The sequence below is a fragment of the Lactonifactor longoviformis DSM 17459 genome, from assembly GCF_900129135.1.
GTDB classification, from domain to species: domain Bacteria; phylum Bacillota; class Clostridia; order Lachnospirales; family Lachnospiraceae; genus Lactonifactor; species Lactonifactor longoviformis.
The window spans coordinates 365,100-378,865 of record NZ_FQVI01000002.1 but is presented as its reverse complement, the minus strand read 5'-3'; the positions used below and the strand labels follow the sequence as shown (position 1 = coordinate 378,865).

Annotated in this window: 14 protein-coding genes and 1 other annotated feature (1 of these 15 only partly in view); all 14 genes read left to right on the top strand. The window is 46.9% G+C overall.

The window, feature by feature from the left end:
* Nucleotides 1–146 (top strand) — a binding site (T-box leader) (it extends 130 nt beyond the left edge of the window).
* Between the two features lie 186 nt (nt 147–332).
* The 14 genes from BUA56_RS04290 (at nt 333) to BUA56_RS04230 (ending at nt 13,760) form a co-directional block, all read left to right on the top strand.
* On the top strand, nt 333–2,978 hold the full coding sequence (locus BUA56_RS04290; protein ID WP_072849274.1) for a valine--tRNA ligase: 2,646 nt from the start codon (nt 333–335) through the stop codon (nt 2,976–2,978).
* Between the two features lie 45 nt (nt 2,979–3,023).
* On the top strand, nt 3,024–5,048 hold the full coding sequence (locus BUA56_RS04285) for an LTA synthase family protein (protein WP_072849272.1): 2,025 nt from the start codon (nt 3,024–3,026) through the stop codon (nt 5,046–5,048).
* 131 nt (nt 5,049–5,179) lie between these two features.
* Entirely contained in the window at nt 5,180–6,481 is a 1,302-nt protein-coding gene (locus BUA56_RS04280; protein ID WP_072849271.1) for a bifunctional folylpolyglutamate synthase/dihydrofolate synthase, read from the top strand.
* Entirely contained in the window at nt 6,474–6,623 is a 150-nt protein-coding gene (locus tag BUA56_RS23180; RefSeq protein ID WP_167594272.1) for a hypothetical protein, read from the top strand. Before BUA56_RS04280 ends, BUA56_RS23180 begins: the two co-directional genes overlap by 8 nt.
* A gap of 12 nt (nt 6,624–6,635) precedes the next feature.
* Nucleotides 6,636–8,147 (top strand): tetratricopeptide repeat protein, encoded by a 1,512-nt coding sequence (locus tag BUA56_RS04275; RefSeq protein WP_072849270.1) that lies wholly within the window; start codon nt 6,636–6,638, stop codon nt 8,145–8,147.
* 158 nt (nt 8,148–8,305) lie between these two features.
* Complete coding sequence (locus tag BUA56_RS04270) at nt 8,306–8,629, top strand: STAS domain-containing protein (RefSeq protein WP_242946721.1); 324 nt, start codon at nt 8,306–8,308, stop codon at nt 8,627–8,629.
* A gap of 11 nt (nt 8,630–8,640) precedes the next feature.
* Entirely contained in the window at nt 8,641–9,084 is a 444-nt protein-coding gene (gene spoIIAB / locus BUA56_RS04265) for an anti-sigma F factor (protein WP_072849370.1), read from the top strand.
* An 11-nt stretch (nt 9,085–9,095) separates the two neighbouring features.
* Nucleotides 9,096–9,809, top strand: a complete 714-nt coding sequence (locus BUA56_RS04260) for a SigF/SigG family RNA polymerase sporulation sigma factor (protein WP_072849267.1) — start codon at nt 9,096–9,098, stop codon at nt 9,807–9,809.
* A gap of 131 nt (nt 9,810–9,940) precedes the next feature.
* Nucleotides 9,941–10,555 carry a stage V sporulation protein AA gene (locus BUA56_RS04255; RefSeq protein ID WP_072849266.1) on the top strand — a complete coding sequence of 205 codons (615 nt, stop codon included), beginning with the start codon at nt 9,941–9,943 and terminating at the stop codon, nt 10,553–10,555.
* A complete protein-coding gene (locus BUA56_RS04250; protein ID WP_072849265.1) occupies nt 10,556–10,975 on the top strand; it encodes a stage V sporulation protein AB in 420 nt (139 codons plus the stop codon).
* 36 nt (nt 10,976–11,011) lie between these two features.
* Complete coding sequence (locus tag BUA56_RS04245) at nt 11,012–11,479, top strand: SpoVA/SpoVAEb family sporulation membrane protein (protein WP_072849264.1); 468 nt, start codon at nt 11,012–11,014, stop codon at nt 11,477–11,479.
* 14 nt (nt 11,480–11,493) lie between these two features.
* Nucleotides 11,494–12,504, top strand: coding sequence for a stage V sporulation protein AD (locus tag BUA56_RS04240; protein ID WP_072849262.1), 1,011 nt, complete (start codon nt 11,494–11,496; stop codon nt 12,502–12,504).
* Nucleotides 12,505–12,542: 38 nt separating this feature from the next.
* A complete protein-coding gene (spoVAE, locus tag BUA56_RS04235; protein ID WP_072849261.1) occupies nt 12,543–12,899 on the top strand; it encodes a stage V sporulation protein AE in 357 nt (118 codons plus the stop codon).
* A 120-nt stretch (nt 12,900–13,019) separates the two neighbouring features.
* Complete coding sequence (locus BUA56_RS04230; RefSeq protein ID WP_072849260.1) at nt 13,020–13,760, top strand: tRNA threonylcarbamoyladenosine dehydratase; 741 nt, start codon at nt 13,020–13,022, stop codon at nt 13,758–13,760.
* The last annotated feature ends 6 nt before the right edge of the window (nt 13,761–13,766 follow it).

Sequence of the window (13,766 nt, the reverse complement as noted above, 5' to 3'; positions counted from 1 at the left end):
TGGTTTCGTAGAGGGATTCATTGTAGAATTGGTAAGCCATCACGCCTGGTCTGCGTTAAAAGACTTAAGAGATATAGGAGAGAATGCAGTTCCTTCCTATAATAAAGGTGGTACCGCGCATCTGAGAAAAGTATGACGCCCTTTACAACAATTGTTGTAAGGGCTTTTTTATTACATAGGAAACTTCGATCCCCATGTAATAAAAAACCCTCCGGGGGCTCACACTGCGGCAGAAAGGAAAAGCTGTCCGCCGGGTACAGGAATTGTAATCCCCTATACGCTCAGAAGAGTAAAAATAGGAAAAAGAGAAAATAATACCAAGGAGGCTATCCATGAGCAAAGAGTTAGCAAAGACCTACGATCCCAAAGGATTGGAGGATAGAATTTACCAAAAATGGCTGGACAACAAATATTTTCATGCGGAGGTAAACAGGGAGAAAAAGCCGTTTACCATTGTAATGCCCCCGCCCAATGTTACGGGGCAGCTTCATATGGGCCATGCATTGGACAATACAATGCAGGATATTCTTATTCGCTTTAAGAGAATGCAGGGCTATGAGGCGCTATGGCAGCCTGGTACGGATCATGCCGCCATAGCCACCGAGGTAAAGGTCATTGAGAAACTGAGAGAAGAGGGAATTGATAAAGACGATATAGGAAGGGATGCATTTCTGAAACACGCATGGGCCTGGAAGGACGAGTACGGCGGAAGAATTATCAATCAGCTGAAAAAGCTGGGGGCTTCCGCTGACTGGGACAGAGAGCGGTTTACCATGGACGAAGGATGTTCCAAGGCAGTGGAAGAAGTGTTTGTAAAACTCTATAACAAAGGGTACATTTACAAAGGCTCCAGAATCATAAACTGGTGCCCCGTATGCCAGACATCCATCTCTGATGCAGAGGTAGAACATTCAGAGCAGGCAGGCCACTTCTGGCATATCAGATACCCCATCGCAGGGAGCAGTGAGTTTGTAGAGATTGCTACAACCAGACCGGAGACCATGCTGGGGGATACAGCGGTTGCTGTGAATCCTGAGGACGAGAGATATACCGACCTGATCGGGAAAACCCTGAAGCTTCCTTTGACAGACAGAGAGATACCGGTCATCGGGGATCCATACGTAGACAAGGAATTCGGAACTGGGTGTGTGAAGATTACCCCGGCTCACGATCCCAATGACTTTGAAGTAGGAAAGCGTCATAATCTGGAAGAGATCAACATACTAAATGATGATGCAACTATGAATGGCAGGTGCGGCAAATATGCAGGCATGGACCGCTACGAGGCCAGGAAGGCTATAGTGGCAGACCTTGAGGAGCAGGGGCTTCTGGTGAAGGTAGAAGAACATGTTCACAATGTGGGGACACATGACAGATGCAAAACAACTATTGAGCCTATGATAAAACCCCAGTGGTTTGTACGTATGAAAGAGATGGCAAAACCTGCTGTGGATGCGGTTAAGAAAAAGGAACTGAAGCTGGTACCCGAGCGGATGGAGAAATCTTACATGAACTGGATGGACAATATCCGTGACTGGTGTATCTCCCGGCAGCTCTGGTGGGGACACAGAATTCCGGCCTATTACTGTGACAGCTGCGGGGAAGTGACAGTAGCAAAGGAAAAACCGGAGAACTGTCCAAAATGCGGATGTGCACATCTGACCCAGGACGAGGACACTCTGGATACCTGGTTCAGCTCTGCGCTGTGGCCGTTCTCCACTCTGGGCTGGCCTGAGAAGACGGAAGACCTGGAATACTTTTATCCCACCAATGTTCTGGTAACCGGCTATGACATCATATTTTTCTGGGTAATCCGCATGGTATTCTCCGGGATTGAACAGACCGGCCAGCTTCCTTTTGACACCGTAATTTTCCATGGACTGGTGAGAGATCCTGCGGGAAGGAAGATGAGCAAGTCTCTGGGAAATGGAATCGACCCTCTGGAGGTGATAGACAAGTACGGGGCAGATGCCCTGAGGCTGACGCTGATCACCGGCAATGCACCAGGCAACGATATGCGTTTCTATTGGGAGAGAGTGGAGGCCAGCCGTAACTTTGCCAACAAAGTATGGAATGCATCCAGATTTATTATGATGAATCTGGAAAAGGCGGAAGCAGCGGAAGAACCGGATCCTGCAGCGCTTACCGATGCAGACAAATGGATTCTTTCCAAGGTGAATACTTTGGCAAAAGATGTAACAGAGAACATGGATAAATATGAGATGGGCATTGCTGTGCAGAAGGTCTATGACTTTATCTGGGAAGAGTTCTGCGACTGGTTTATTGAGATGGTAAAACCAAGGCTTTACAGTGACGCAGATGAGACGAAAGGGGCGGCTCTTTGGACTCTGCGGACAGTTCTTACCAATGCGCTGAAGCTGCTGCATCCCTTTATGCCCTTTGTCACAGAAGAAATCTACTGCACTCTCTGGCCGGAGGAGGAATCTATTATGATTTCCAGCTGGCCTGCATTCAGAGAAGACTGGAGCTTTAGTGAGGAAGAGAAGAAGGTAGAATTGATAAAAGTGGCTGTAAGGGAGATTCGGAATGTGAGAACGCAGATGAATGTGCCAATCAGCAAGAAAACAAAAGTATTTGTGGTATCTGAGAAGGAGGAGGTGCTGGACACCTTTGAAAAAGGCAGGGTATTCTTTGCTACCCTTGCACACGCCAGCGATGTTCTGGTACAGAAGGATAAAACAGGTATAGGGGAGGACGCTGTCTCGGCAGTAATCCCTGATGCGGTAATTTATCTTCCTCTGGCTGAACTGGTAGATATAGAAAAAGAAATTGAGCGTCTGAAAAAAGAACAGGAGAGGCTGACGAAGGAACTTGCCCGTGTGAACGGTATGCTGAAAAACGAGAAGTTTATGAGCAAGGCTCCCCAGCAGAAGGTAGAAGAAGAGCGGGCAAAGCTGGAAAAATATACCCAGATGATGGAGCAGGTAACGCTGCAGCTGCGTCAGATGGAGAAATAGGATAGGGGCAGGCATTGCCTGCCCTCCAAGTAAGAGAGGTTAATTATGGAAAAATGGATAAAAAGACTGAATCTGGTGTCTGTCCCTCTGCAGATGCTGGCAGTGTGTCTGGGATACTTTATAATAGAAGCGATCTCCCGCCATTCTGTGGCTGAGGCTTATACATTCATGACAGAACGTCCTTTAGTCTTTTTGTATAACGCATTTTTAATATTTACCACTACGCTGATTGTCTATCTGGTGAGAAGACGTGTGTTCCTGCGCACTCTTCTTGCTATTTTCTGGATGGGGCTGGGAATCATAAACGGAGTGCTGCTGTCTAACCGGGTCACACCGTTTACAGGACCGGATCTACACCTGATTACAGATGCTTTTAATATTATGAATAAATACTTGTCTCCCGGACTTATGGTAATCGCGCTCATGGGAATTCTTCTTGCGCTGGGGGGACTGGTCCTGCTGTTTTTTAAAGGGCCGAGATATCAGGGAACACTGAAATACAAATGGAATATCCCCCTGGTTCTTGCAGGGATACTGGCTTTTGCGGGCACAACCAAGCTTGCCCTGGAAAAGAGGGTACTGTCTAATTATTTTGGGAATATAGCCTTTGCCTATGAGGATTACGGGTATCCCTACTGTCTGGCTACCACATTGTTTAACACAGGGATTAGCTGTCCGAGAGAGTATTCGGAAGAGACGATTGCAGAGATTGAGGAAAGCGAGAGTAAGCTGCCCGAGACTACGGAGAACAGGCCAAATATTCTATTTCTTCAGCTGGAGTCTTTCTTTGATCCCACACTGGTTAATTATCTTCAATTTTCAGAGGATCCCATTCCTAATTTCCGCCGCCTGATGTCAGAATATTCTTCCGGCTACTATCGGGTTCCGTCGGTGGGGGCGGGGACGGCCAACACAGAGTTTGAGTCCATAACCGGAATGAATCTGCGGTATTTTGGTCCGGGGGAGTATCCGTATAAGAGTATTCTCAAGGAAAAAACCTGTGAGAGCGCTCCCTATATACTGAAGGAGCTGGGGTATACCACCCATGCCATCCACAACAATGAGGCTAATTTTTACGGAAGGCGTTCCGTATTCGCTAATCTGGGATTTGATACCTTCACATCTGAAGAATACATGGATGAGCAGGATGAAGTAAATCCAAATGACTGGATGAAAGACAAAGTCCTCACCAGGCATATACTGGACTGCCTGAACTCTACGGAGGGCCCGGATTATGTCTATACGATCTCCGTCCAGGGCCATGGAGATTATCCCGAGGAACCAATGATTGACAATCCGGAAATTACAGTCACCGGCGGTGAGTCAGAGGCGGTAAATAACAAATGGGAGTACTACGCCAATCAAATTCATGAGATGGACGAATTTGTACAGGAGTTAATCGATGCACTCTCCCAATTGGATGAAGATGTTGTGTTAGTTATGTACGGGGATCATCTGCCCACTATGGGGCTTACCGTTAAGGATGTTAAAAACCGCTACCTGTTCCAGACGGAGTATGTTATGTGGGACAATATGGGTCTGAAAAAAAAGGATGAGAATCTCTCTGCCTATCAGATGGCTGCAGAGGTTATGAACCGTGTGGGGATTCACGAGGGAAATATTTTCCGGTATCATCAGGCGCGGAGAAAAACAAAAAATTATCAGGTGGATCTGGAAATGATCCAATATGATATTTTATATGGAAAACAATATGTTTACGATGGGCAGAGTCCTTTTGAACGTACCAAGATCCATCTGGGGATACACGATGCTACCATTTCTTCGATAGAGCCGGTGTCAGCCAACAGCTATTACGTGACCGGAACAAACTTTACCCAGTCTGCATTCGTGGAAATTAATGGGGAGCTGGTAGAAACTACCTTCATAGATCCCAGGACACTGCTTCTGAAAGATGTGGAGTTAAAGGATGGGGATGAGGTGGACGTGGCCATAAGAAGCAACAGCCCCACAAAAAAGGTGCTCACAAGAACGGATCCGATTATCTACAGGATTCCCGTGGCTGATGTAACCCAGGATGAACCCCAGAATTTGGTTCCCCCTGCAGAGTAAAAGAAACTTTAAGAGATACGACATAATTTGCTTGCATATTGCCGCCGCTATATTATAATGGTAAAGAGTGACCAAAATGATACAGCGGTGGCTTTTAATTTAGTTCAACAGAGAAAAGAGAGGAAACAGCTTTGTTTACTTATGAAGAGGCAGTAGAATACATTGAAGAGATTCCTAAATTTACAAAGAAAAATAAGCTGGAACACACCAAAGAATGTTTAAGACGTTTGGGGAATCCAGGTTCTGATAAAAAAATCATCCATGTTGCAGGCACTAACGGGAAAGGGAGCGTCTGTGCCTTCCTGGCATCCATGCTCCGGCAGGGAGGCTGTGTCTGCGGACTGTTTACATCCCCCCATCTGGTGGAGATCAATGAACGGTTTCAGATTGACGAGGTGCCTTTGGACAACCAACTGTTTCTGGAGGCATTTATTAAGGTAAAAGAACTTTCAGACGAACTTCTGTCAGAGGGAAGCTACCATCCCACATACTTTGAATTCCTCTTCCTGATGGGAATGTGGATCTTTTGGAAGAAAGATGTGGAATACATTATTCTGGAGACAGGACTGGGAGGAAGGATGGATGCTACGAATTCCATTGCCCGGCCCCTGGCCTGTGTCATCACATCCGTCAGTCTGGATCACACAGAATATCTGGGAGACACGGTAACCGCTATCGCAGGAGAAAAGGCCGGAATTATTAAGCATCAGGTACCTGTTATCTATGACGGCAATGTCTTGGCATCCTCAGAAGTCATCAAAAAGAGAGCGGAGGCAATGGAGAGTTTATCCTGCCCGGTAACAGAAGATCAGATTTCTATTCATAGAATTGCCAGTGAAGGCATTGATTTTTCGTGGAATAATGGGTATTATCAAGATGTGGCTGTCAGGATTCCCTTTATTGCCAGGTATCAGGTGATGAATGCCGCCCTGGCTATGAAGGTGATGGAGGTACTCAAAGATACCCACAAAATACCGGTAGAAGCACTGGTGAAAGGGATAGCAGCAACCAGATGGCAGGGCAGAATGGAAACCGTTCTGCCGGGAGTTATCGTAGACGGGGCCCATAACGAAGACGGAGTGGCACGCTTCGTTGAAACGGTGTCACATTTTGAAGAGGAATATCCGGTGACCCTGTTATTTTCCGCAGTCTCGGATAAAGATTATAAAGACATGATTCGGGAAATCTGCAGCAGCCTTACCCTTTCCGGTGTTGTCACCACGGAGGTGGGGGGAAGCCGGGCTGTCTCAGCCGGCAGACTGGCAGAGGTATTCCGGGAGAATGCCTGCGAAACAGTATATGCTTGTCCTAATATAGAACATGCATTTGAGAAGGCCTGTGACCTGAAAAAGGAAGGGATGCTTTTCTGCGCAGGTTCTTTGTATCTGGTAGGGGAGATAAAGGATTATATCAGGAGGAGAGTACATGATTAATTATGAAGAGGAGTTAAAGAAGTTTCAGCCCTGCCTGGATGTAGATGACGCTGAGGGAGTGATCTACAGCCGGGATTTGACAGATGTCATTGATATTTTAAAGGAAATTATGACAGAAACCAGCGGTAGTGACAGAGAATAAGGAGAGGCAAAAATGAATTGTATGTTTTGTGGCGCTCCTTTGGGTGCTTCTGATTACTGCGGCAGCTGCAACCGCAATGTGGGAGCTCAGAAGAAGGCATTGCTTTTGTCAAACCTCTACTACAATCAGGGATTGGAAAAAGCGCAGATCCGGGATTTGTCAGGAGCAATTGACTGTCTAAAGAGAAGTCTGAAGCTGAATAAACTAAATATACAGGCAAGAAACCTGCTGGGACTTGCCTACTTTGAAACGGGTGAGGTGGTGGCAGCTCTCAGCGAGTGGGTGATCAGTAAGAACATCCAGCCCCAGGGAAACCTTGCTGCTGAGTTTATCCAGAAGCTTCAGGGGAATCCCAACCGTCTGGATACCATTAATCAGACGATAAAAAAGTACAACCAGTCTCTGCTTTACTGCAGGCAGGGGAATGTTGATATGGCTGTTATGCAGCTTAAAAAGGTGCTGGCCCAGAATCCGAAGCTGATCAAGGGTTACCACCTTCTGGCGCTTCTCTATATCAGGGAACAGGCCTATGAGAAAGCCAGGAAGCTGCTGAGAAGTGCAGCCAAAATTGATAAGACCAATACTACCACCCTCCGCTTTCTGCGGGAGGTGGACGAGCAGACCGGAAAGGTGACCAGTCTGGAACCCAGGTTCCGGGGGCTGAGCAGAGAAAAGGAAGAAAAAAAAGCAGAGCGGTCTGTGTATTATTCCGGGAATGATCTTGTGATTCAGCCTCCTGCGTTTAGGGAGAGCTCGACGGCAGCCACTCTTCTGAATCTCGGATTCGGTCTGGTGGTTGGGGCAGCCCTTTTATGGTTTTTAATCGTACCCGGGAAGATCCAGAAAGTAAACCAGGAGGCAAATCAAAAGGTGGTGGAATACAGCGATCAGGTGGCCAGTCAGGCAGCGGAACTGGAGCGTCTGCAGAGCAGCATAGAAAGCTCCCAGAGCACAGTGGATTCGGCAAACGATCAGGTTGCACAGGCAGAGGAAAAGGCTGCCAGTTATGATAATCTGATGAAAGCTTCTTCTGCCCTGCGGGAAGAAAATTATACCACGGCGGCCAACGCACTTCAGAGTGTAAATCCTGACCTTCTGTCCATAGAGGCCAAGTCTGTCTATGATACGGTGTTCGGAGAAGTGAAAACAACTCTGTACCGCCAGTATAAAAAGGACGGCGAGAGTGCCTATGAATCCCAGGACTATGCCGCAGCTATCGATCAGCTCACCAAAGCCCAGGAGATTGACGCCAGTGATTACAATGTCCTGTACTATCTGGCTATGGCGTACAGAGAGACCGGAGATACGCAGAATGCTATTGCCCAGTTCCAGAAAATAATCGATACCTTCCCGAATACAAAACGGGCCACAGACGCCAAGGATTATATGGAGGCCCTGGGAGGAACTTCTGGAAACGGGGACACCGGTGAGGGAGACACCCAGGGAGAAGATACCCGGGAAGAGAATTCCGGAGATCAGTCGGAAGACACAGGGGACAACAGAGGCACAGAAGAAGGAGAATAAAGTTTACGGGAAGAAACAAAAAGAGAAACCTCGGATTAGGGGATGCACCAAACTGCGTGCATCTCTTTTTATTGTACAGATACTTCAGGAGCTGAAAAATACATGAGAACAGTATAAAACTTGTAGAAAAGGGGAAAGATGGGAATATGGAGGAATTTTTGCTTAAAAAAGGGAACTGTCTGATGGTTGCAGTTCCCGGAGAGCTGGATCACCACACAGCGGAGCCAATCCGCAGAGCGGTGGATAAAAGACTGGAGGAGGGAGTAGTCCGGAATGTAGTGTTTGACTTCCGGAATACTACATTTATGGACAGTTCAGGGATCGGTATGTTGATGGGGCGTTACCGGCTTCTGCGCTATATGGGAGGTACAGTGACTGCGATCCACGTAAGCGACAGACTTCTGCGTATTATGCAGCTGTCAGGGATCCACAAGTTTATAGAAATCAGCCAGGAAACTGTATGGACACAAAAAAGAAAGTGAGGGGAGCAGATATGGAAAATACCAATGAAATGATAATTGAATTTGACAGCCGTTCCTGCAATGAGAGTTTTGCGAGAGTAACGGTTGCAGCTTTTTGTACCCAGCTGAATCCGACGCTGGAGGAGATGACAGACATAAAGACAGCAGTCTCGGAAGCCATTACCAATGCCATTGTCCACGGGTATGAGGGGGAAATACATAAGATAAGGATAGAGTGCCGTATCCGTGATAATGAGATGGAGGTTGGCATCATTGACAGGGGAAGAGGAATAGAAAATGTAAAGAAAGCAATGGAGCCGCTGTTTACCACGAAACCGGAGCAGGACAGGTCCGGGATGGGATTTGCTTTTATGGAAGCATTTATGGACGAGGTAACTGTGGACTCTGCACCGGGTCAGGGGACGCAGGTGTGGATGAAAAAAAGAATAAGCAATAAGAATACACTGTTCGAATAGAAGGAGGAAATATGGACCATATCCTTGCCCTGATCGGGCGTGCGCACCAAGGGGATAAGGAAGCAAGAGATACATTAGTAGAGGAAAATATCGGATTAGTATGGAGCATAGTAAAGCGGTTCGGCAACCGCGGAGTAGAGTTGGAGGACCTGTTTCAGATTGGAAGCATCGGACTGCTTAAGGCTATCGACAAATTTGACACGTCTTTTGATGTCAAATTCTCCACCTATGCTGTCCCCATGATTGCCGGGGAAATTAAGCGTTTTCTCAGAGATGACGGTATGATTAAGGTCAGCCGCTCCATGAAGGAGATCTCGTATAAAGCTTATGTAACCCGGGAGGAACTGGAGAGGAGTACGGGAAGAGAGCCGACCCTGCTGGAAATTGCCAATGAACTGCAGGTAACCCAGGAGGAGCTTGTTATGGCGATGGAGGCCGGCTCCCAGATAGAATCCCTTCAGAAGACAATCTACCAGGGGGATGGCAGCGATATCTCTCTGGAAGAGAAACTGGAGGAAAAGAAGGATCATCAGGAGGCACTTCTCAACCGGCTTCTGCTGGAGGAGATTCTGGGTACCCTGGATGCCCAGGACAGAAAATTAATTTATATGCGTTTTTTTCAGGAAAGAACCCAGTCAGAGATTGCAAAAGAGATGGGAATCTCTCAGGTGCAGGTATCCAGGATGGAAAAAAGGATACTTCAGTCTCTCCGGGGAAAACTTTAGCTGCTTTATACTTACAGCCTGCCGTGCGGTCTGCATCCTTTGATGCAAATCACGGCAGGCTGTATTTGTATATTTTAGTAGAAAGAAAGGCATACTACATGGAAGAAAAGTACCTGTAAGGGAGTGAAATCATGAGTGACACTTTATATATTCAAACCGAAAAAAATGTAGAGGTACACAGCCCGGATGTATATCTGCAGGATGTGGCGAAGCTCTCCTGCTGCAACAGCAGTGTACTCAACAGAAATAAGGTCAGAAAAGTCTTTACCATACCGCAGAATAAGCCGGGCAGATACGTTGTTTCAGCCATGGATCTGATTGATGAGATTCAGAAAAAAGAACAGAGTGTGGATGTAAATCATATCGGAGAGCCCAATTTTGTAATTACCTATGAAACTCAGAAACACAAACATGTGGCCTACAGCTGGTTTAAAACCATATTGGTATGCCTGGTAACCTTTGTGGGCGCGGCCTTCTCCATTATGACCTTCAATACGGATGTGGATACCTCAGGGCTGTTTTTCCATATATATAAACAGTTTACCGGCAATATTTCAGATGGATATACGATCCTGGAGCTTACCTACTCCATCGGAATCGGCCTTGGGGTTATCTTCTTCTTTAATCATTTCGGGGGCAAACGCCTGACACAGGATCCTACGCCTATGGAAGTTGAGATGCGTCTCTATGAGGATGACATCGATACTACGATCATTGAGCAGGCAGAGCGAAAGGAGAATCAGTAAATGTGGTTAGTATCTCAGATTGCAGTTGGAGCCATCGGACTTGCAGGGGGGATGGTAGTGGCAAGCGGTCTGGCAGCTCTCATGATCGGATTGGGGATTATCCCCAGATATGCGGGGATTACTCACACAGGAGACAGGATTCTGCTGTATGAGACCTGTACTATGCTGGGGACTATTTTCGGCAACCTCTTTTATCTTTACCGTTGGGAGCTGCCTGTGGGGACCATAGGTCTCTGTATTGTGGGGCTGCTCTTTGGTATCTTTCTGGGCAGCTGGGTGATAGCACTGGGAGAAGTGGTTAATATATTCGCAATCATGGCCAGGAGAGTGGGATTGACCAAAGGAATTGGTCTTGTAATCGTGTCCATGGCAGCCGGAAAAATAATAGGCTCCATCCTTTTCTTTTTCTATGGATGGTAAAGGCCTGAATAAATCAGTGAGAAAGGACGAAAAGCAATGGTTGATATAGCGAAAGAAAAAAAACAAAAAGAATATGAAAAGTATGTAAAAAAGGTAACGCCAACCCACAGTCTCCCCCTGAACATGGCAAAGGCGTTTCTAATTGGGGGGATCATCTGTACTCTGGGACAGGGAATACTAAATTTTGCACAGAGCCGGGGCTTAGATCAGGAAACAGCAGGAGCCTGGTGCTCTCTGATACTGGTACTTCTAAGCGTTCTGTTAACAGGGCTGAATGTATATGGGAAAATAGTAAAATTCGGAGGAGCCGGGGCTTTGGTGCCTATTACAGGATTCGCAAATTCTGTAGCGGCCCCTGCGATTGAATATCAGAAGGAAGGGCAGGTCTTTGGCATTGGGTGCAAGATCTTTACGATTGCAGGCCCTGTGATTCTTTATGGGATATTTACCAGCTGGATTCTGGGACTGGCCTACTGGATATTAAAAACAGCAGGAATTGCATAGAGAGGAGAAACAAAATGGATCAGACAAAAGGAAAACAGAGTATAGAGTTTCAGGAGGGAGTTCACATTCTCAGCGGAGCTTCTATAGTAGGAAAGAAAGAGGGGGAAGGTCCTCTGGGTTCCTGCTTTGATTTAATCGGGGAGGATCCTATGTTTGGGTGCCAGACTTGGGAGGATGCGGAGAGTACCCTTCAGAAGGAAACAGCACAGCTGGCCATAGGAAAGGCGAAACTGGAAAAGTGGCAGATCCGCACCATCTTTGCCGGGGATCTTCTGGCGCAGTCGATTGCGTCCTCCTTTGGAATTATGGATCTGGAGATACCTGTCTACGGTCTGTACGGCGCCTGTTCTACCATGGGGGAAGCGCTTTCTCTGGGGGCCATGGCAGTATCCGGAGGGTTTGGAGAGTATGTACTTTCGATTACTTCCAGCCATTTCGGAAGTGCGGAAAAAGAATTCCGGTTTCCTCTGGAATATGGGAACCAGCGTCCTCTTTCTGCTACCTGGACGGTAACCGGAAGCGGCGCCTGTGTGCTTGGAAAGAAGGGGGGAAAAGCCAGAATTACTGGTTTGACCACAGGAAAAATTATTGACTACGGACTGAAGGACTCTTTGAATATGGGAGCTTGTATGGCTCCGGCAGCCTGTGACACCATTTATCAGAACCTTATGGACTTCAACAGAAGTCCCGGGGACTATGACCGCATTATTACCGGGGACTTGGGTGAGGTAGGGCAGAGAATCCTGTTTGACCTGATGGCAGAGAAGGGCTTTGATATTAAAAAGCAGCATATGGACTGCGGCATCGAGATTTTTGACAATGCCGCCCAGGATACCCACGCAGGGGGGAGCGGATGCGGATGCTCTGCGGCCACCTTCGCTTCCTATATTCTGCCGAAGCTGGAAAAGGGAGAGTGGAAGCGGATTCTCTTTGTGCCAACGGGTGCTCTGCTTTCAAAGGTGAGTTTTAATGAGGGGCAGAGTGTTCCGGGGATCGCCCAGGCAGTGGTAGTGGAGCATTGTTAACAGATACAAAGTACTAAATTGTGAGAAGGAGAAATATTATGGATTATATCAATGCATTCTGGGTAGGAGGTTTAATCTGTGCGCTGGTACAGATTCTGCTGGATAAAACCAAAATGCTTCCCGGAAGAGTTATGGTACTTCTGGTGTGCACCGGAGCAGTGCTGGGAGCTGTGGGAATCTACGAACCATTTTTGAAATTTGCCGGAGGGGGAGCCAGCGTACCGCTGCTGGGCTTTGGAAATGTACTCTGGAAAGGAGTAGAGAAAGCCGTTACAGAAAAAGGCTTTCTGGGCATTTTTATGGGCGGTTTTACTGCAAGTGCGGTAGGAATCAGTGCTGCCCTTGTCTTTGGATACCTGGCCAGTCTGATCTTTAAGCCGAAAATGAAGGACTAAAAATTACCAAAGGAAAAAAGCATGTACTTTTCCCGGTTTAAATAGTATAATGTCGATATATATAGACATTATACTATTGCCTGGAGAACAGGTGAGAGGAAAATAGGAGGAATGACACTTATGTTGCATGCGTTTTCCAGAACAGAATCTCTGATAGGAGAAAAAGGGCTGGACACCTTAATGCGGTCTAAAGTCGCTGTCTTCGGAATCGGGGGCGTTGGTTCCTATGTGGTGGAAGCACTTGCCAGAAGCGGGGTCGGCAATCTTACGCTGGTTGACAATGATGAGGTAGCGGTTACCAATATCAACCGTCAGCTGATTGCTCTTCGATCTACGATAGGAAAATCCAAGACACAGGTAGCAAAGGACAGGATCATGGATATTAATCAAGATGCTGTGGTTCACACATACGATACGTTCTACAGCGCCAGAACGGCAGAACTCTTTGATTTTAGTACGTTTGATTATGTGGTGGACGCCATTGATACGGTATCTTCCAAAATCCTGCTCATTGAAAAAGCCAAGGAAGCGCAGGTTCCTATTATCTCATCTATGGGAACGGGGAATAAACTGGACCCGTCCAAATTCCAGATCACAGATATTTCCAAGACGAGTGTCTGCCCATTGGCAAAGGTTATGCGTCTGGAACTGAAAAAAAGAAAAATAAAAAAAGTTAAGGTGCTTTTTTCCACTGAGCTTCCTCAGAAGGACAGGAGAAAGAGGGGAGAACCTCAGGAGACAAAAGGAAACACGAATCACCCTGTGCCGGGAAGCATCTCTTTTGTGCCCAGCGTGGCGGGGCTTTTGATTGCAGGGGAAGTGATTCGCGACTTGCTGAAGGAAAAAGAGCAGAATAAATAAAGACAG